This window comes from Hymenobacter glaciei, assembly GCF_039539585.1.
Taxonomy (GTDB): Bacteria; Bacteroidota; Bacteroidia; order Cytophagales; family Hymenobacteraceae; genus Hymenobacter; species Hymenobacter glaciei.
Window position 1 is genome coordinate 131,727 of sequence record NZ_BAABDK010000035.1, and the last position, 17,254, is coordinate 148,980.

Below are 17,254 nucleotides of genomic sequence, written 5' to 3' on the forward strand. Positions count from 1 at the left end.
AAAGAGAGATAAGAAAATGAGAAGCGTGGGTTGATTGAAAGCAGTAAGCGCGTAGACAGAGCCAAAGCGGCAGGGTTTAAGCCGGAACTGCCCAAATGCGCACATTTCCCGGTATGGAGCAGTCACAAGTGTCCCTGGCCCCGGCCAGGCCAGGGCACAAGAGTAGCTACCCAACATGATGCGAACATGATAAAACGTGCCTAGCGCCCGATGCCGGGCGCCGCCGGGAACGTGAGCAGAAACGACGTGCCCAGCCCTTCAATGGAGTTCACGTCGATTTCCACCCCGTGCAGGTCCGCGATGGTGCGCGCGATGGACAGGCCCAGGCCGTAGCTGTCGGGGTCGGTGGTCGCCCCCTTGTCGAAGCGGTGAAACAGGTGCGGCAGCTGCGCCTTGGCAATGCCCTGGCCCGTGTCGCGCACCTCCAGCACGTAGCCCCCGCTCCCCGGGGCCGGCCGCCCCAGCACGTAAATGCGGCCGCCCGTCCGGTTGTACTTGATGGCGTTGCTCACCAGGTTGAACACCAGCGTAAACAGCAGCCCGCGGTTGCAATTATGCACCGTAAAATCGGGCTCCACCACGTGCATTAGCGTGAGCTGCAGCACCTCCAACCGGTCCTGCACTTCGTCGCACACCTCCGCCACCAGCCCGTCCAGCGACACCGTGTCGGTGCGCGTAAACTGGTCGTTTTCTATCTTGGAAATCATGAGCAGTGATTTGATGATGGTGCGCAGGCGGTGTACGGTGCGCTGCGAGTCCACCACCCGCAGCTGGTTTTCTTCCGACAGGCTCTCGTCCTGCAGCATGTTGTCGAAGCGGTACTGCAAGGCGGCCAGCGGCGTGAGCAGCTCGTGCGAGGCGTCGGCAATGAACTTGCGCTCCTTCGAAAACGAGGCCTGAATGGTGGCCATCATCTCGCGCAGGCTCTCGTCGAGGTAGCGGAAGTCGTCGGTGCTGGTGGGCACCGGCTCGAAATCGAAGGCCGGCGGGTAGTGGCTGTTGCGCAGCCGCTGCCGGATGATGGTGTAGAACGGGGCCAGCAGGTAGCGGAAAAAGGCCACGTCGGCCAGCGTGGTCAGCGCCACGGCCACCAGCAGAATGTAGAGCGCGTAGCGGCGGAAGTTGCGCTCGGTTTCGCCGATGCTGCCCGTGCTGCGTCCGATTTCGAGCAGGTAGTTCTGGCCATTGAGCGCAAATGAGTAGCTCAGCACCCGGTACTGCACAATCTCGTCCTCCACCGCCCGCCGGGAGTCTTCGATGACGTCAATTTTCGGCCCCGGCACAATGGTTTCCAGGGAGATGAACTCCTCCTTGAGCAAGTTGTAGCTGCCGTATGACGACTGCCCGCTTTCAATGAAATCCGAAATGCCGTTGCGCCGAATCAGCCGCAGCACTTTCTCCTTTTTCTGCGCCAGCCGCTGGTCGGTGCTCAGCAGCGCCAGCCGGCTCATCACCAGCGGCAGCACCCCCACCAGCAGCAGCAGAATGGCCACCCGCGAGAGGGCGTTGAATAAAGAGAATTTGGTACTGAGCTTCATCTAATACATCTTGGCGCAGGAGACAAGAACGGTGACATTAAGTTGGTTGTCGTGCTTCGACCGCGGGGAAGCCAGGTGAGCATGCCCGTTTGTTGATTCGTCTTCGGTTACAGCCGCACCTTGTAGCCCACGCCGCGCACGGTTTCCAGCCACTCGGTTTCGGCGTGCGCGCCCAGCTTCTTGCGCAGGTTTTTAATGTGGGCGTCGATAAAGTTGGAGTCGAAGCCCGAGTCGGCCAGGTGGCCCCACACGTGCTCGGTGAGCTGCAGGCGCGTGAGCACCCGGTTTTTGTTCAGCACCAGGTAGCTCAGGATGTCAAACTCCTTCACCGACAAGCTCACCTCCGTGTTCTGGTACAGCAGCCGGCGAGCCTGCAGGTCTAGCACAAAGGCCCCGCACGTCACCAGTGGCTTCACCAGCCCAAAGCGGCGGCGCGTGATGGCGTGCATACGGGCCAGCAGCTCGGGCAGCGAGAAGGGCTTGGCCAGGTAGTCATCGGCCCCCAGCTCCAGCCCGCCGATGCGGTCCTGCACCGCGCCGCGGGCCGTAAGGATGATGACGGCCGCCGCCAGCTCGTTCTCCTTAGCCTCGGCCAGCACCTGCAGGCCGTCGTCGTCGGGCAGGCCCAGGTCCAGCAGCACAAAGTCGAAGGGCGTGTCGGCCAGCTGCCAGCGGGCCTCAGCCGCCGTGCGCGCCACCGTGCAGGCAAAGCCGTGATTATGCAGAAACATGCTCAGCTCGCGGGCCAGGGTCCGCTCGTCTTCCACTATCAGAACGTTCATAAGCGGCGCGGCAACGGGTGTTAAAGGTTCAGCGACAAGCTGCTCGTGAAATAAGAGCGGGCCCCCGACACGTCGTCGGGCAGCAGGTTCACAGGGACGGAATAGCGCCAGGCCACCTGCACCGACACCACGCCCAGCGAATAGGTCACGGGCACGCGCAACTCGTAGTTCAGCACCTCAAGGCGGGTGGTCGAGGTAGTAACGGATTTGCCCCGGCCCGGGCTGTTGCCTCGCCTCGCCTGCTGCACCAGGCTGGTTTCGGAGAAGCGCTGCGTGCCGGTCGTCAGGCTCACGCGAGGCTCGACAGCAACGTAGCCTTTGGGGCTGAACACCTTCTCAAACTCGAAGTTGCGGGAGTTGTCGAGCACCAGAAAGAAGTCGTCGGTGTCGCCAAACAAATAGGCCGCGTTCAGGCGCGAGTACACGTAGCCCCAGTCCCAGCCCAGGTAGCCGTCCAGCGAGTTGTTCACGCTGGACTTTACCAGCGGGCTGTTGGCCGCAAACAAAAAGCGCGAGTAGCTCACCGACGCGTCCACCTTCTTGGATATATCCCCGTCCCAGCCGGCCGAAAGGTCGGTTTCGTCCACGAAGCTGGTCGTGTTGAGCAGATTGTAGCCCACCGCCGAGCCCCACACCCCAAACCGGCTTTTATAGGTCAGCTCGCCGGCCGTATAAGGGTAGCGGGTGGTTTGGGTGCGGCCAAAAAACGACGAGTTGCTGCCGTAGCTGAGCGCTGCCGTAAAGCCGCCGTGGCGGGCGGCGCTGTCGGCGGCTACCGCCGGGCTGCCGGCGGCCTGGCCGCTGCCCACGGCCTGGCCGGCTGCCGCAAAGCACCCCAGCCCGCCACAGCACAGCACCAACACAAGCCAGCTGGTGCAACTGTAGATGCGCAGCAGTCGAGCAGTCACCGTTAGTGCCCCCGCCCAACTCCGGCGGGCCGGCCCGCGCCACCAACCCCACCCGCCCCGCGGGCGCCCCGGCCAGCACCCGCCGGCCGGCCCTGGCGGCCCCGGGCTCCGCGCGCACTCCGCTCCGGGCGGCTGCCGCGGGCCGAGGGTTCTGCTCCCGCGCTTTCGGGCGCGTCTTCGTCCACCCGCTCGGGCTTGCTTTTGCGCTCGGTTTGGGGCACGGCTTTCACGGGTGGCTCCGTGGCCGGGGCACTTTGGGCCGGCACCGTTTGGGCACCGGCTGGTGCCGCCGCGAACAGCAACACCCCCAAGCAGGCGATGCGAAACAACGTTTTCATAAGGCAAACAAGTCAACTCAGGTTATCGGGCAATTTACGGCGTGGTGGCCAGTACCGCCGCCCCGGCCAGGCACCAAAGCCGGCCACGCCCCGGTTGCCCGACGCGCGGCCGGCCCGGCCGGCAACAACGCCGGTTAGTGCCCGCGGCCGTGGCCCGCCCCAGCGTGCCCGCCAGCGGCGTGGCTGCTGCCGGTGGCGCGGCTGCCGCGGCCGCCATGCTCGCTGCCCCTGGCGCTGCGGGGGGTACGGGCCGTGGAGCGACCGTCGCGGGCTACTGCGCTTACGGCCGCACCCTTGTCGGCCCCAGTCAGGGTAGTGGTTTTAGCGAAGGCACTCACTTTCTGGCCGTGGTTATCGGGCTTGGCCGCCTTATCGTCGTTGCGGTCGTCATCCGCATCGTGCTGCTTGATTTTGGTGTCCTGCTTGCGCTCCATCGGCGCAGATTTCGGCGTGGTCGTAGAGGAAGAAGCCGGCGCTTGGGCCATAGCCGCGACCGAGAATAACAGGGCAGCAGCCGAGAAAAGCATCTTTTTCATAATGGACTTCTGATTGAGGAGGTTAAGAATGAGACAAACCTACTGGCCCAACATGATGCGAAAATGATAAAGAGTTTAAAGCCCATTTCTTGTTGAAACCGACTGCTGCAAGCAGCATGTTTTTCCGCGGCTACGGAAGAATTTTCGAGAGTTGTTGAAGTTTTAACACCAATTGGTGTATTCGCCCTCGTTCCCCAAGCCACCATGTCCAAAGCCGAGCGTATCCGCCGGCAGCTGCCGCAGGCCATCATCTTGCCGGCTTGCGTGTGCGTGGCCTCCCACATCAAAGCAACGGGGGTGGTGGAGCACCTGGGCAATCCGGGCAGCATCGTCGTCGGCCCAGACCCGCAACACCCGTCGTTTGACCCGCGCCTGCTGCTGCGCGCCTTCACGGACGCGGGCATTGCCATGGAGTATCAGGCTGATGCCTTTCCCGCCATCTGGACCAAGTTCTTCTTCATTGCCAGCTTCGGGTTGGTATCGGCCCGCTACAACCAATCTATCGGCCAGGTCCACGAAGACCCGGCCCTGCACGCCCGGGCCCGGCGCCTGATGCAGGAAATCGAGGCCATTGCGCGCGCCAAAGGCATTGCGCTGCCGGCGGACCTCATCGAGCGGACGTTCCAAAAGGCCGCGACCTTTCCGTACCATACGCCCACGTCTCTGCAGCTGGACGTGCACACGGGCAAGGCCCGTACGGAGCTGGACCTGTTTGCCGGGGCCATCCTCACGTACGGCGAAGCGCTGGGCCTGCCGGTGCCGGAAACCCGGGCGATATACCAGGAAATCCAGGAGCTGATGGCGGCTGGCAGGCAACAAGCGACGCCGGCTATGTAAGGCAAGGGCGCGAACGCACCGGTAAGCAAAGCACTTGAAAACAGGCCGGGACAGCAGCGGCCACTTATGCTTCCTACTACTTTCTGATTCCGCATTGGGCCAACTGGTACCTCTCGCGTCGGGTGGTGAAGTAATGGAGCCTGCTGCCCGAGCAGAACATTCCTTCTCCTGAGCAACCGGGCAATATGCACTGCGCGGAGGCCTTTATCGGCCTGGTAGTTCACTGGCCTGAACTTGTGCGGGGCGACCGGGTTATGGTGCCGGTTTTGGGTAGCGGCGGCTTCGGCGGGGCTGGGCTTCTGAAAACACCCGGTAACACATTTTATTTAAATAGGCAGAAAACCGATGAAATCCACCCTTGTTCTCGCGGCCGCGCTGGCTGCTTTTACGGTTCAGGCGCAGGCCCAAACCGCCACGACCCCTGCGGCACCGCGCGCGGCCGCCGAACAGATTGCCACCAAGAAAGGTCCGCTCACGGTGCAGCCCATCACGCACGGCAGCGTGGTGTTGACCTGGGGCGGCAAAACCATTTACGTGGACCCCTACGGCGGTGCGGCCGCCTATGCCGGCCTGGCCGCTCCCGACGTCATCCTGATTACTGACATTCACGGCGACCACCTGGACCCGAAGACGCTCGCGGCCCTTTCGGTGGGCAAGGCCCTGATGGTGGTTCCCAAAGCAGTAGCGGACAAGTTGCCGGCCGAGTATAAAGCGCAGGTACGTATTCTTAGCAACGGCCAGCGGCTCGACACGCTGGGCATGAGTGTTTCGGCTATTCCGATGTATAACCTGCCCGAAGCGGCCGATGCCCCCCACACCAAAGGCCGCGGCAATGGCTACGTGCTGAACCTGGGCGGCAAAAACGTGTACCTGTCCGGCGACACCGAAGACATTCCCGAAATGCGCGCCCTCAAGGGCATCGACGTGGCGTTTGTGTGCATGAATCTGCCCTATACCATGGATGTGAACCAGGCCGCGCAGGGCGTATTGGCCTTCAAACCGGGCATTGTGTACCCGTACCACTACCGCGGCACGAGCGGCCTGAGCGACGTAGCCGGCTTTAAGAAAACGGTGAACGCAGCTAACAAGAAGATTGACGTGCGACTGCGCAACTGGTACCCGGCAGCGCAATAGGTTAACAGAACCACGAAAGACGCCCTGCCGAGCCGCTGGCTTAGCAGGGCGTTTTTGCGTTTCAGCACCTCACTAATTCACTGGTTTCTGGAAGCCGAATTGGAAGCTGCCAGCCTGGAGCTAACGCACCTGCAGGGCTGTAAGCGCTGGTGCCAGGGCACAGCTAAAGCATTGATTGCTTGTCGACTAGGGAAAATTATGGCTTGGTGGTAGATTTGGCTATCCGACTAACTTCTTCCCTGCTTCTGTGAAAAACGCTTACACCTCACTGGCTCTTGTGCTGCTGGCGGCCACCCCAGCACTTGCACAAAATGTGCTCACCTTTAGCGCCTTGCCGGGCCTGCCCGATGGGGGGCGCTACGGCATGGGTTACACGCAGGACGCAACTTCCTTCTACATGGTGGGCGGCGGCAGCCCCCAGTCGGCCTTCAACTCCAGCGTGTACCGGTTCGGCATCGCGTCGGGCACCTGGAGTTTAGCGTCGGCCAGCACCGGCCTCACGCCCCAGCGCTGGACTTCGGCGGTGATAGCGCCCGACGCAGCCGGCGCAAGCTTCATTTACGTCCTCAACGGGGCCGATACCTTCACCTCCCCCGCCCCTTCCATCCAAACCGTGAACGTGCAAACCGGAGGCATGGGGCCCAGCTTTGCGAATTCTACGCCTGCCTCCACGGCCGGGGTAGCGGTGGTGGGCGGCATGGTGTATGCCTTTGGCGGGCAGCTGGCCGGCGGCACCTTCACCAACGAGCTGCGGCGGTACAACCCCAGCACCGGTACCTGGACCACCCTGGCGCCAATGCCCGAAGCCAAGGCCACCACTGGGACGGCCGTGAACGGAAAAATATACGCCATTGGCGGCTACAACGGCGTGGTCAATTCCGCCCGCGTGGATGCCTACGACCCGGCCACCAATACCTGGCGCCGCTGGGCACCTTGCCCACTACGGTATCGAGCCAAGCCGTGGCCGTGCAAGGCGAATGGATATGGATGGTGGGCGACTTCAACGTGCAGAATTACTTGGCGGCTTACAACACCCGCACCGGCCAGCTGCGCACTTTCACCGCCAACCTTCCGGCGCGTCGCAACGCCGCCGCGGCCGTCCACAACAACCGCCTCTACGTGTGGGGCGGCAACACAGCCTCGGCCAACTCTTCCACGCTGGCCGATATGTGGTCGGCCGATGTGAGTGCCGTGCTGGCCACCCAAGCCGAAGCCGCCACAGCGCTGGGCCTACGCGCCTACCCCAATCCCAGCCCGGACGGCCTGACGATGCTGACCTTGCCTGCCGGAACGCAGGTGGTGGAAGTATTTGATGCGCTGGGCCGCCAGGTGCTGCCGGAAACGCCAGCCGCTACGGCAACCTCTTTGCTGCTCAATTTGCGCGGGCAGTCGGCGGGCATGTATGTGGTGCGGGTGCGCACAGCGAAGGGGCAGCAGGCCAGCTGCCGGATTGTGCAGCCATAACCAATGTAAGGGCTGGGCCGCCTGCTCCTTCGGTAGCTCCAGCATACCGGTTCGACTAGCAAAGGCAAGGCTGACTCGTTCACTACCAGTTTGTAATTGCACTGACTATGCTATAAAACCGGGCAGCTCAGCACCTCTGGCCTGCGTACTGTTCCTGGGGTTGGGCCAGCGGTGCAAAATCACCTCTGCATAAACCGCCATGCTGAAAAGTGGCGCGTATACTGTTGCCGTGTTGTCGGCAGCTGTGCGAAGCGCCGGGCATTTGCAAGCTTCTGTTACTTCGCTTCCCAATTTCTATGAATACTGAACCCAAAGTGCCGGCCAACCACGACGACAACCGGCGTACATTTCTTAAGCAGTCGTCGCTGCTCACGGCGCTGGCCTTCGTGCCGGGCCCCGTCGCAAGCGCCGCCGCGGCTAAGCTGGATGAACGGGTATCCGAAGCCTTCGAGCAAGTGCCGCTGAGCCTGAAAGTAAACGGCAAGAAATACAAGCTGAAGGTGGAGCCCCGCACCACGCTGCTCGACCTGCTGCGCGAAAACCTGAACCTGAACGGCACCAAGAAGGGCTGCGATTACGGCCAGTGCGGCGCCTGCACCGTGTACGTCGACGGCCAGCGCGTGAACAGCTGCTTGAGCTTCGCCGTGATGCACGACGGCAAAGAAATCACCACCATCGAGGGCCTGGCCGATGGCGACCAGTTGCACCCCATGCAGGAAGCCTTTGTGAAGCACGACGGTTTCCAGTGCGGCTACTGCACGCCGGGCCAGATTATGTCGGCAGTGGCCTGCGTGCGCGAAGGCCATGCCGACTCGGAAGGCGAAATCCGGGAATACATGAGCGGCAATATCTGCCGCTGCGGGGCTTACACCAACATCGTGGCGGCCATTCAGGAAGTTAAAAACGGAGGGAAGAAAGTATGAACCAGTTTCAATACGTGCGGCCCACCAAGGCGCAGGCCGCCATTGACGCAGTCGCCAAAGACGCCACCGCCAGCTTCATTGCCGGCGGCACCAACCTGGTCGACCTAATGAAGCGCGGCGTGATGACCCCGCAAAAGCTGGTCGACATCAACCGCCTGCCGTTCGCCAAAATTGAGCGGGAGAACAACGGCCTGCGCATTGGAGCCCTGGCCCTGAACTCGGCGGTGGCAGATGACAAGCAGGTGCGAGAAAAGCAGCCGCTGCTGGCGCTGGCGCTAAATGCGGGAGCTTCAGCCCAACTGCGCAACATGGCCACGGTGGGCGGCAACATGATGCAGCGCACCCGCTGCCCCTATTTCTACGATACCACCATGCCCTGCAACAAGCGCCAACCCGGCACCGGCTGCGGCGCGCTGGAGGGCATCAACCGCATGCACGCCATCTTCGGCTTTTCGGATAAATGCATCGCCGTGCACCCCTCCGACATGAGCGTGGCGCTGGTCGCCCTCGACGCCACGGTGCTGGTGAGCGGCCCGAAAGGCGACCGCCGCGTTGCCTTCGCCGATTTCCACCGCCTGCCCGGCGACATGCCTCAAAAGGACACCAACCTGGAGCCCGGCGAGCTGATTACGGCCGTGGACATCCCGGATGGGCCCTTCACCAAGCACGTGAGCTACTACAAGGTGCGCGAGCGGGCCAGCTACGCCTTCGCGCTGGTGAGTGCCGCCGCCGCATTGGAATTGGATGGCAACACCATCAAAGCGGCCCGCCTGGCGCTGGGTGGGGTGGCCCACAAGCCCTGGCGCCTCACGGCTGCCGAGCAAATGCTGGTGGGCAAGCCGGCCACGGAAGCAACATTTCAGCAGGCAGCGGAAGTAGCCATGCAGGGCGCCAAGGCCTTCAAGCACAATGCTTATAAGCTGAAACTAGCCCCCAATACTCTTATTCAGGCCCTCAAAACCGCCACTGCCGCCTAGCTGTGGCGTGGACTCTGCGAGTCCGCGCTTACCGGCGTTAACCCAACGACACGCGGACTCGCAGAGTCCACGCTACATCCTTTACCGATGAACACATTAAAGAAGCAAATTGGGGCCGGAATGAACCGGGTAGACGGCCGGCTGAAAGTGACCGGCGCGGCCACGTATTCAGCCGAGTACGAATTGCCGGGCATCACCTACGCCGTGCTGGTGGGCAGCACCATTGCCAAGGGCCGCCTCACCAGCATCGACACGAAAGCTGCCGAGCGCGCGCCCGGCGTGCTGGCCGTGATTACCTACCTGAATGCCCCCAAGCTGCCAGGCCCCAAGCCGGAGGGCAAAGACCCCTCGCAGCCGCAAACGGTGGGCAACCCGCTGCAGGTGCTGGCCAACGACCGAATTCGCTTCAACGACCAGCCGATTGCCGTAGTAGTGGCCGATACGCTGGAGCGCGCCCGCTACGCCGCCGGGCTCGTGAAAGCACAGTATGCCCAGGAAGCGCACCAGACCAACTTGGAGGCCAACAAGGAGAAGGCCTTCCTGCCGACCCAGGCGAAGAAGAACCCCAAGTCGCCGGCGGCCGACTACCAGCGCGGCCAGGTAGACGCCTACAAAACCGGCGCGCTGAAGCTGGAGGCCGAGTACGTGATACCAACCGAAGTGCACCACCCGATGGAGCTGCAGGCCATCACGGCGCACTGGGAGGCGCCCGACCGGCTGACGCTCTACGATAAAACCCAGGGCACCATGGCCACCCGGCGCGACTTCGCCAAGCAGTGGGGCCTGCCCGAGGCCAACGTGAAGGTGATTGCCACCTTCGTGGGCGGCGCTTTCGGCAACGCGCTGCACAGCTGGCCGCATGAGTCGGCCGCCGTCATGGCCGCTAAGGTGGTGAACCGGCCGGTGAAGCTGATGCTGACCCGCGAGCAGATGTTTACGATGGTGGGATACCGTCCCTACACCTGGCAGAAAATCGGGATGAGCGCCACGGCCGATGGTAAAATCACCGCCATCACCCACGAGAGCATTGGGCAGACTTCTACCTATGAGGAGTTTACCGAATCGACGCTGGGCCAGACGCGCATGATGTACCAGTCGCCGAATCTGACTACGCGCTACCGACTGGCGGCCCTCGACATCGGCTCGCCCATCTGGATGCGCGGCCCCGGCGAGGCCACCGGCGCCTTCGCCCTGGAATCGGCCATGGACGAAATGGCCTTCCTGCTGAAAATCGACCCGATGGAGTTTCGCCTGCGCAACTACACCGACCAGGACCCCGAGAAAAACAAGCCGTGGTCGAGCAAGTACCTGAAGGAATGCTACCAGGCCGGCGCCGAGCGCATCGGCTGGAACAAGCGCCAGCTCAAGCCCGGCATGTTGCGCGATGGCGAGTGGCTGGTGGGTTACGGTATGGGTGTGGGCACGTTCGGGGCACACCGCGGCTCGTCGAAGGCCGCTGCCCAGCTGCTGCCCAACGGCACCGTGCTGCTGCAAAGCGCCGTCACGGACATCGGCCCCGGCACCGGCACGGCCATGACCCAGATTGCGGCCGACACCCTGGGCCTGGCTCCCGAGAGAATCCGGTTCGAGTGGGGCAACTCCGATTTTGCCCAAGCACCCACGCAGGGCGGCTCGGCCATTGTAAACACCGTGGGCCCGGCCGTGCAGGATGCCTGCCTGGCCCTGAAAGACAAGCTGCGCGAACTGGCCGCTGCCAGCAACGGTGCCTTTGCCGCGGCCCGCAAAGAAGACGTGGCATTTGCTGACGGCTACCTCACCCTCAACGGCAACCCCACCGCCCGCGCCAACTACGCCGACCTGGTGAAGCAGGCAGGCGGCACGGCGGTAACTGTCGAATCCAAGGCCGGCTCCGACGGTCAGAAGTACTCGATGTATTCGTTCTCGGTGCACTTTGCCGAGGTGCGGGTGCACCCGCTCACGGGCGAGGTGCGGGTGAGCAAGCTGGTGAGCTGCGCCGATGCTGGCACCATCATCAATGAAAAGACTGCTGGCAACCAGATGAAAGGCGGCGCCGTGGGCGGCATCGGCATGGCCCTGATGGAGCACGCCATAATTGACGACCGGTTCGGCCGCTACATCACCAAGGACCTGGCCGACTACCACGTGCCCGTGCACGCCGACGCCCCCGCCGTAGAAGTGTTCTTCGTCAACCAGCCCGACCCGTACGTGAATGCTCTCGGCACGAAAGGCATCGGCGAAATTGCCACCATTGGCGTGGCTCCGGCCATTGCCAACGCCGTGTTCAACGCCACTGGCAAGCGGGTGCGCGAACTGCCGATTACGCCCGACAAGTTGATTTAGAGCAAATTGCAGGTTGAAATATGGGGTAGAGACGCAATATCTTGCGTCTCGTGGTTTAACGATTTGCAGGAGTGCCGCCCCACGAATTCGTTCAACGACGAGACGCAAAATGTTGCGTTTCTACCTCCTCCAAACAACCTTACACCAAGCCGAAAACGGCTCCAAGTAGCTCCATATCACATGGAAGCACCTGACTGGGCCGCTCCTGCTTAATAAGCAGAGCGGCCTATTTGCTTTCGCACTGGCAACTAACTTCCCACGGCAGAGCTACAACGGTAAGTCAGAGCATGTACCGCACCGCTAGGCGGCCCGGGAGCTTCGGCAGTACCTTTGTATCGAAACCGAAACCCATTCCGGCATGCAGCTACTGGCCTTTTTCAAAACTCTGAGCTGGCAGGCAGCGCTGCCCTTGTTCCTGGCCGAAAACCTGCTGGTGCTGTTGTTGGCGCTGGGCTTCGGCTATTTGCTGCAGGCGGCCTTTGGCCGGCGGCGGGCGCTGGGCCCGGTGCATCACCCCATCAGCGGGCAGGAAATACGGCTGGCAACGGCCACGCTGCTTATCAACACGGGCATCACGTTCGCGGGGTTCTGGCTGTGGCGGCAGGGCTTTATCACCATTCGCGAGGAGCTGTCGTATCGGGTGCTGCTCGATTTTGGGGTGCTGTTCATCGGCATGGATTTGCTGATGTACGTCTTCCACTACGCTATTCACCACTCGCCGCTCTACCGCTGGGTGCACGCCCTGCACCACGAATACGCCGAGCCTCAGCCCATCGACCTGTTCGTGCTGCACCCCATCGAAACAGTGGGCTTTGGGTCGCTTTGGCTGTTGCTGATGGCGGTGTACCCGGCCACCTTCCTCGCCATTTTTGCCTACCTCACGGTGAATGTCTTTTTTGGCGTGCTGGGCCATTCCGGCGTCGAGCCTTTCCCCAGTGCCTGGGACCGCAGCCCGCTGTTCAAGTACCTGGGTTCGTCCGGCTTCCACTTCCAGCACCACCAGGACGACAGCCACAACTTCGGCTTCTACACTTCGATTTGGGACCGGCTGTTCGGCACCTTCGCCCCCAGCCCGCCGGTGCGGAAAGAGGGCATGGCTTTGAAGTAAAATACGGATTTTCTTCCTGCTTAGAGCCGTTTCGAAGTCTGAGCGTACGCCCGGGCGGGGCTTGTCCCCGCCCGGGCGTACGCTCAAAACCATCGATGCCGTTCAACGGCGGGCGGGGCTTGCCACCGCCCCTACATCGTTATTCAATACCGCTCCTACCTTCCCTACTTCAGCTCCAGTACCACTACCGACTTGGCCGGCAAAGTCACCGCCAGGTTGTTCCCCTTCTTGCGGGCCCCTTTGAAGTCGGCCAGGGCCACGGTGCCAGGCTTGTCGAAGGTGTTGTAGTCGTTGATTTTGGCCGCAGTCAGCACGCGGCCGGTTACGGTTTTCCAGGTTACACCGGGCAGGGCAGTTTCAATGGTCAGCGCTTTATTGGGGTCGAGGTTGACGAAGGAAATGTGCACCGCGCCGTTTTTGTCTTTCGAAGCCGAAGCATTCAGGGCCGGAATTTTCTCGTTGCCGAAAGCATAGTCCGGGCTGCTGAACTGCAGGGGAAGATACTCGGCGTCCTGGTGCACCTGGTAGAGGTCGAACACGTGGTAGGTGGGCGTGAGCAGCATCTTTTCCTTTTCGGTGAGGATGACGGCTTGCAGCACGTTCACGGCCTGGGCCAGGTTGGCGCCCTTCACCCGGTCGCAATGGTTGTTGAAGATGTTGAGCGTGGTGCCGGCCACCAGCGCATCGCGCAGCGAGTTCTGCTGGTAGAGGTGGCCGGGGTTGGTGCCGGGCTCCACGTCGGTCCACACGCCCCATTCGTCCACGAGTAGCGCGACCTTCTTGTCCTTGTCGTACTTGTCCATAATAGCCGCGTGCTTGGCCACGATGGCGTCCATCTTCAGGCAGTTGCGCAGGGTGCTGAAGTACTGGTCTTCGCCGAAGCCGGTGGCCTTGCCCTTGCTGCCGCTCCAGCTGCCGGTGGGCAGCGTGTACTGGTGCAGCGTGAGGCCCCACATTTGGTTGAGGGGGATGTTCTTCATGCACGTTTCGGTCCAGTTGGCGTCGTCGCCGTTGGCTCCACTCACGATGCGCTTGAGTTTGGTACCGGGGTAGTCGTGGGCGAAGGTGGCGTAGCGCTTGTACACGTCGGTGTAGTATTGCGCCGTCATGTTGCCGCCGCAGCCCCAGCTTTCGTTGCCGATGCCCCACCAGCTCACCTTGTAGGGCTCGGGGTGGCCGTTTTTGCGGCGCTCCTGCACCATCGGCGTGTCCTCGTTCGAGTTCAAGTACTCCATCCAGTTGCTCATTTCCTGCACCGTGCCGCTGCCCACGTTGGCCGCCAGGTAGGGCTCGGTGCCCAGCAGGTTGCACAGCTCCAGAAACTCGTGCGTCCCGAAGCTGTTATCTTCCAAGGTGTTGCCCCACCACAAATTCAGCATCTTGGGGCGCTGGGCTGCCGGGCCCACGCCGTCGTGCCAGTGGTAGGTATCGGCAAAGCAGCCGCCGGGCCAGCGCAGGTTGGGCACGTGGATTTTCTTCAGCGCGTCCACCACATCCAGTCGAATCCGGCCCTGCTTGGGTACGTTCAGCTTCTCATCCACCCAAATACCGTCGTAGATGCAGCGGCCCAGGTGCTCAGCAAACTGCCCCTGAATGTGCTTGCTGATGATAAGCTTCGGGTCGCCGGCTTGCACGGTCATCTGCACAATCTGGGCCGGCGCGGGGTGTGGCACAGTGAGGGCCAGCGCAGCGGCAGTAACAGCGGAAAGGAATTTCATAAGGTGGGTTTTGGGGAGTGTGTTTGGTGTAGGGGCGGGGCTTGCCCCCGCCCGGGCAGTCGCCCCGCTACAACGAGGCCGTTCAACTGTGCGACCGCCCGGGCGGGGGCAAGCCCCGCCCCTACGCCGTTCGACATTTACTTTTTCTCCTCTTTCTGCACAGCCGGCCGCGTCACCACGTCCACATCCACCACTTTGGCCGGAAACCACACCGTCATTTCGCCCTTGCCGCGGTTAGCCCAAGCGTAGTATGGAATGGCCGTGAGCGTCTGCGGCACGGTTTGGACAGTGCCGGCGGCCTCGTCTACCCGCACGGCGGGCACGGTGGCGGTCAGGGTGGTCACGCCATTCAGCAAATCAGGTCGGAAAGTCGCGATAAAGCTGGCGCTGGCGGGCACCAGCAGGTTGCCAGCCTTGCCTTGGTTGTCGGGCCATTCGGCGCAATAGATGAGCGGGCCGCGCTGCAAAGCCACTTTGCCGAGGTCGTCCTGCACGTGGGCGTTGGCTACCACGCGGCGTACTTCCATGGGCAGGGTCACGTCCACCACGTCGCCCTTGTGCCACTGGCGGGCCAGCACGGCGTAGCCGTTGCGCAGGGTGTAAGCCGTTGGTTTGCCGTTGATTTTCACCGCCACTTTCTCAGCCGAAGGGGCGGCGAAGGTGTATAGGTTGGAGGGCATGGCCTCGCCCCGCGCCCAGCCCGGAATGCGCACCAGCAGGTTGAAATCGGTGGTTGAAGCCGGATTTACGGTGAACTTCAGGCCGCCATCCCAGGGGTAATTGTTCTGCTGCACCAGCTGCACGCGCTGCTTGTTCACCTGCAAGTCGGCGGTGCCGCTCACGAACAGGTTCACGTACACGTCGCGCTCGTGCTGGCCGTAGATGTAGCCGGGCAGCGCCGGAAACAGCCGCGCCAGATTCGTCGGGCAGCACGAGCAGTCGAACCAGCCGGCCCGCGCCGGCTCGGTTTGCGCGTAGCTGGCCGAGTTTTTCACCTGCATGGCGTTGCTGTAGAAGAACGACTTGCCATCTAGGCCCACGCCCGAAATCAGCCCGTTGTAGAGCACCTTCTCCAGAATGTCGGCGTACTTGGCCTCGCCGTGCAGCTGGAACATGCGCTGGTTCCAGTACACGTCGGCCACCGAGGCGCAGGTTTCGTTGTAGGCCGTGGTGTTGGGCAGCTCGTAGTTGGCCCCGAACCGCTCGCCGCCGGGCACCGCCCCGGTGCCGCCGGTCACGTAAAACTTCTTGCTCACCATGTTCTGCCAGATGGTATCCACGGCCGCCAGCAGGGGCTTGTCGCCGGTCAGGGCCGCCACGTCGGCCATGGCCGAGTACAGGTATTCGGCGCGCACGGCGTGGCCTTCGGCTTCTTTCTGGTCTACCACAGCTTTGTCGTCCTGCCAGTACTGGCCGTTGCGCCACCCGTCGGGGCTCTTGGCGTCGTAGCCCTTGAACTGCCCGCGCTGGTCGAGAAAGAACTTGGCCGTTTGCAGGTACTTCGCCTGGCCCGTGGCGCGGTAGAGCTTCACCAAACCCATTTCCACGATTTCGTGGCCGGGCGCTACGGCCCGTTTGCCGGGGCCGAAGATGGCGCACACGAGGTCGGCGTTTTTGAGGGCAATGGTGAGGAAGTTCTTCTGGCCGGTGGCCTGGTAGTGGGCCACGGCGGCTTCGTAGAGGTGGCCCGCGTTGTAGAGCTCGTGGCTGAGCTCGCGCTCCTTTTCCCAGCGCGTGCTGCCCGCCCACGGGTGCGGGTGGGCCGGGTCGATGGTGCGGGCGGTGTAGAGGTAACCGTCGGGCTCCTGGGCGGCGGCGACTTTGGCAATCAGCGCATCCACGTATTCCTTCAGGTGCTCGTCGGGGTACAGGCTGAGCGAGTATGCCGCGCCTTCAATGGTCTTGTAGATGTCGGTATCATCGAAGGGAAACGTGGTGGCAAACTTGCCCGACTTCGCGGCGGCCATCTCGAAATTCTTCACCCGACTGGTGGCTTCGCAGCGCTGAAACGAGGCCGGAATGGTGACCTCGGTATTGGTTTTGAGGCGCGGCAGCCAGAAGTTGTCGGCCAGCTTCACCTGCGTGAACGGCACCGGCCGGATGGGGTAATCGGCCACGGCCTGGGCGCGGGCCCCGAAGGCAGCCGGCAGAAAGACTGCCGCTAAAAGGACACGCAGAGAAGACATAAGCACCGGGTAATTTTAAGCCTTAACCTGCACCTGCGGGTAAGCACAAAGGCAGGTCATCAACACAATCGTTTGTGTAAATTAACGACGTAGAACTCAAAGTGCATGCATTGCTCTCCATACCGCACCTTTCGCGGGCGCATTTTGAGCAGCGTCGGGTGGTGCTTGCCTCGCGCTGTTCTTCCAACTATCGGCCAGAATTGGCCCATAGCAAACGAAGCGGTAACGTGCGATAATCTCCTCATTCTACAGTTCATTAGAATTCCATTTAATGAATAAAATAAACTTCGCATATTTAATAATACAGTATCTTTTATTGCATAGCTTTGGCCACACGCTGCTTCCGCATATTTGGCTGCCTTTTCCCAGCCCCAAGAATTGTGCTCGGTAGTGATTTACTCTCAGGTTACCTATCGACACGGGCTTCGCAGCTCAGTGCCCGCGTTTCATTGGGCAGCCAGTGAGGCCGTGAATTTATTCTAC

The 17,254-nt window shown here is 62.1% G+C and carries 14 protein-coding genes and 1 pseudogene; 8 read left to right on the top strand and 7 right to left on the bottom strand.

The features are described from left to right. Nucleotides 1–200: 200 nt before the first annotated feature. From ABD837_RS23975 to ABD837_RS23995, 5 genes are all read right to left on the bottom strand, one after another. Nucleotides 201–1,538: a sensor histidine kinase gene (locus ABD837_RS23975; protein ID WP_345059649.1), complete on the bottom strand. Its 1,338-nt coding sequence runs from the start codon at nucleotides 1,536–1,538 to the stop codon at nucleotides 201–203. Between the two features lie 107 nt (nucleotides 1,539–1,645). After that, the gene (locus ABD837_RS23980; RefSeq protein WP_345059651.1) at nucleotides 1,646–2,320 is read right to left on the bottom strand and encodes a response regulator transcription factor; all 675 of its coding nucleotides are present in this window, start codon (nucleotides 2,318–2,320) and stop codon (nucleotides 1,646–1,648) included. A gap of 20 nt (nucleotides 2,321–2,340) precedes the next feature. Further along, complete coding sequence (locus ABD837_RS23985) at nucleotides 2,341–3,228, bottom strand: TorF family putative porin (protein ID WP_345059653.1); 888 nt, start codon at nucleotides 3,226–3,228, stop codon at nucleotides 2,341–2,343. Between the two features lie 2 nt (nucleotides 3,229–3,230). Continuing rightward, nucleotides 3,231–3,566 (bottom strand): hypothetical protein, encoded by a 336-nt coding sequence (locus tag ABD837_RS23990; protein WP_345059655.1) that lies wholly within the window; start codon nucleotides 3,564–3,566, stop codon nucleotides 3,231–3,233. 134 nt (nucleotides 3,567–3,700) lie between these two features. After that, complete coding sequence (locus tag ABD837_RS23995) at nucleotides 3,701–4,102, bottom strand: hypothetical protein (RefSeq protein WP_345059658.1); 402 nt, start codon at nucleotides 4,100–4,102, stop codon at nucleotides 3,701–3,703. Between the two features lie 204 nt (nucleotides 4,103–4,306). Here ABD837_RS23995 and ABD837_RS24000 point away from each other — a divergent pair, with 204 nt between their 5' ends. The 8 genes and pseudogenes from ABD837_RS24000 to ABD837_RS24040 all read left to right on the top strand — a co-directional run bounded on the left by ABD837_RS24000 (nucleotide 4,307) and on the right by ABD837_RS24040 (nucleotide 12,867). Then, nucleotides 4,307–4,939 (top strand): ketopantoate reductase family protein, encoded by a 633-nt coding sequence (locus ABD837_RS24000; RefSeq protein WP_345059660.1) that lies wholly within the window; start codon nucleotides 4,307–4,309, stop codon nucleotides 4,937–4,939. Between the two features lie 345 nt (nucleotides 4,940–5,284). Continuing rightward, nucleotides 5,285–6,073, top strand: coding sequence for an MBL fold metallo-hydrolase (locus ABD837_RS24005; RefSeq protein ID WP_345059662.1), 789 nt, complete (start codon nucleotides 5,285–5,287; stop codon nucleotides 6,071–6,073). Nucleotides 6,074–6,470: 397 nt separating this feature from the next. Continuing rightward, nucleotides 6,471–6,950, top strand: a pseudogene (locus ABD837_RS25105) (Kelch repeat-containing protein); the annotation flags it as partial. Between the two features lie 56 nt (nucleotides 6,951–7,006). Continuing rightward, entirely contained in the window at nucleotides 7,007–7,537 is a 531-nt protein-coding gene (locus tag ABD837_RS24020; protein WP_345059668.1) for a T9SS type A sorting domain-containing protein, read from the top strand. A 296-nt stretch (nucleotides 7,538–7,833) separates the two neighbouring features. After that, nucleotides 7,834–8,460 carry a (2Fe-2S)-binding protein gene (locus ABD837_RS24025; RefSeq protein WP_345059670.1) on the top strand — a complete coding sequence of 209 codons (627 nt, stop codon included), beginning with the start codon at nucleotides 7,834–7,836 and terminating at the stop codon, nucleotides 8,458–8,460. Then, nucleotides 8,457–9,437: an FAD binding domain-containing protein gene (locus ABD837_RS24030; RefSeq protein ID WP_345059672.1), complete on the top strand. Its 981-nt coding sequence runs from the start codon at nucleotides 8,457–8,459 to the stop codon at nucleotides 9,435–9,437. The genes ABD837_RS24025 and ABD837_RS24030 overlap by 4 nt, the downstream gene beginning before the upstream one ends. Nucleotides 9,438–9,524: 87 nt before the next feature. Beyond that, nucleotides 9,525–11,759, top strand: coding sequence for a xanthine dehydrogenase family protein molybdopterin-binding subunit (locus tag ABD837_RS24035; protein WP_345059674.1), 2,235 nt, complete (start codon nucleotides 9,525–9,527; stop codon nucleotides 11,757–11,759). Between the two features lie 358 nt (nucleotides 11,760–12,117). Continuing rightward, nucleotides 12,118–12,867 carry a sterol desaturase family protein gene (locus ABD837_RS24040; RefSeq protein WP_345059676.1) on the top strand — a complete coding sequence of 250 codons (750 nt, stop codon included), beginning with the start codon at nucleotides 12,118–12,120 and terminating at the stop codon, nucleotides 12,865–12,867. A 164-nt stretch (nucleotides 12,868–13,031) separates the two neighbouring features. On the opposite strand, the gene ABD837_RS24045 is transcribed toward ABD837_RS24040, so the two are convergent. Both ABD837_RS24045 and ABD837_RS24050 read right to left on the bottom strand, forming a co-directional pair. Further along, nucleotides 13,032–14,585 (bottom strand): alpha-N-arabinofuranosidase, encoded by a 1,554-nt coding sequence (locus tag ABD837_RS24045; protein WP_345059677.1) that lies wholly within the window; start codon nucleotides 14,583–14,585, stop codon nucleotides 13,032–13,034. Nucleotides 14,586–14,722: 137 nt separating this feature from the next. Further along, complete coding sequence (locus ABD837_RS24050) at nucleotides 14,723–16,771, bottom strand: glycoside hydrolase family 127 protein (protein ID WP_345059679.1); 2,049 nt, start codon at nucleotides 16,769–16,771, stop codon at nucleotides 14,723–14,725. Between the last annotated feature and the right edge of the window lie 483 nt (nucleotides 16,772–17,254).

Coding starts and splice junctions, on each gene's coding strand:
- ABD837_RS23975 (WP_345059649.1), bottom strand. CDS start 1,538: ATGAAGCTCAGTACCAAATTCTCTTTATTCAACGCCCTCTCGCGGGTG.
- ABD837_RS23980 (WP_345059651.1), bottom strand. CDS start 2,320: ATGAACGTTCTGATAGTGGAAGACGAGCGGACCCTGGCCCGCGAGCTG.
- ABD837_RS23990 (WP_345059655.1), bottom strand. CDS start 3,566: ATGAAAACGTTGTTTCGCATCGCCTGCTTGGGGGTGTTGCTGTTCGCG.
- ABD837_RS23995 (WP_345059658.1), bottom strand. CDS start 4,102: ATGAAAAAGATGCTTTTCTCGGCTGCTGCCCTGTTATTCTCGGTCGCG.
- ABD837_RS24000 (WP_345059660.1), top strand. CDS start 4,307: ATGTCCAAAGCCGAGCGTATCCGCCGGCAGCTGCCGCAGGCCATCATC.
- ABD837_RS24005 (WP_345059662.1), top strand. CDS start 5,285: ATGAAATCCACCCTTGTTCTCGCGGCCGCGCTGGCTGCTTTTACGGTT.
- ABD837_RS24025 (WP_345059670.1), top strand. CDS start 7,834: ATGAATACTGAACCCAAAGTGCCGGCCAACCACGACGACAACCGGCGT.
- ABD837_RS24030 (WP_345059672.1), top strand. CDS start 8,457: ATGAACCAGTTTCAATACGTGCGGCCCACCAAGGCGCAGGCCGCCATT.
- ABD837_RS24035 (WP_345059674.1), top strand. CDS start 9,525: ATGAACACATTAAAGAAGCAAATTGGGGCCGGAATGAACCGGGTAGAC.
- ABD837_RS24040 (WP_345059676.1), top strand. CDS start 12,118: ATGCAGCTACTGGCCTTTTTCAAAACTCTGAGCTGGCAGGCAGCGCTG.
- ABD837_RS24045 (WP_345059677.1), bottom strand. CDS start 14,585: ATGAAATTCCTTTCCGCTGTTACTGCCGCTGCGCTGGCCCTCACTGTG.
- ABD837_RS24050 (WP_345059679.1), bottom strand. CDS start 16,771: ATGTCTTCTCTGCGTGTCCTTTTAGCGGCAGTCTTTCTGCCGGCTGCC.